Genomic DNA, 691 nt, shown 5'->3' with positions numbered 1-691 from the left:
CGAAGTCCGCGCCGAAGCGGAGGCACCAGCGCCTGATGCTCTCATAGCTGACCACGACGCCCCGCTCGGCCAGGATCAGCTCGATGTCACGCAGGCTCAAGCTGAACAGGTGGTAGAGCCAGACGGCATGCTGGATCACCGCGGCTGGGAAGCGGTAGCCGGGGTAGGTGGTGGGCTCGGACGGCATCCCGCCAGCTTGGCCCGACTATTTCGTCCCGACCAGAGCGGACAACGTGACAATGCCCTGGGATGGCAAGCAGTCGGGCACCGTCATGATCCGCCTTGCAGCGGCGCTTCATCCCCGCCTCCAGCTGGTCGATCTGCTTTCCAAGCTCCACAAGCTGATCGATGAGCAGGTTCAGCGCATTCCGAGCCACGGCCGGTATGGAGGTAGTCGGGTCGGCGACCCGCTCGATCAGTTGGCTCATATGCTGCGGGCCAGCAGGCGCGAGAATGCCGAACTCCGCCAAATGACCGCGGACGGCATTGATGAGCGTTACCCTTTGCCGCGACAGCAGCTCATGCGTGCGCTGCATGACCCTCGCCGCCTGCTGGTCCGTAGTCTTGATCGGGGTCGTCCGCACGTTCGGCCGGGTAACCGCCTCGCAGATCGCAGCCGCATCGGCTGCATCGTTCTTTTGGCGCACGACGTACGGCTTGACGTAGGACGGCGGGATCAGGCGCACATCGT

1 protein-coding gene and 1 pseudogene are annotated in these 691 nt (G+C 64.4%); both read right to left on the bottom strand.

The features are described from left to right. A pseudogene (locus ACFQS7_RS30990) lies at nucleotides 1–139 on the bottom strand (IS6 family transposase); the annotation flags it as partial. Further along, nucleotides 87–647 (bottom strand): hypothetical protein, encoded by a 561-nt coding sequence (locus ACFQS7_RS30985; RefSeq protein ID WP_380070991.1) that lies wholly within the window; start codon nucleotides 645–647, stop codon nucleotides 87–89. The gene ACFQS7_RS30985 and the pseudogene ACFQS7_RS30990, both read right to left, overlap by 53 nt. Nucleotides 648–691: the final 44 nt, after the last annotated feature.

It is taken from the genome of Dankookia sp. GCM10030260 (assembly GCF_042666655.1).
Taxonomy (GTDB): domain Bacteria; phylum Pseudomonadota; class Alphaproteobacteria; order Acetobacterales; family Acetobacteraceae; genus Paracraurococcus.
The sequence above is the reverse complement of the archived record's forward strand: the minus strand, read 5'-3'. Positions and strand labels throughout refer to the sequence as shown.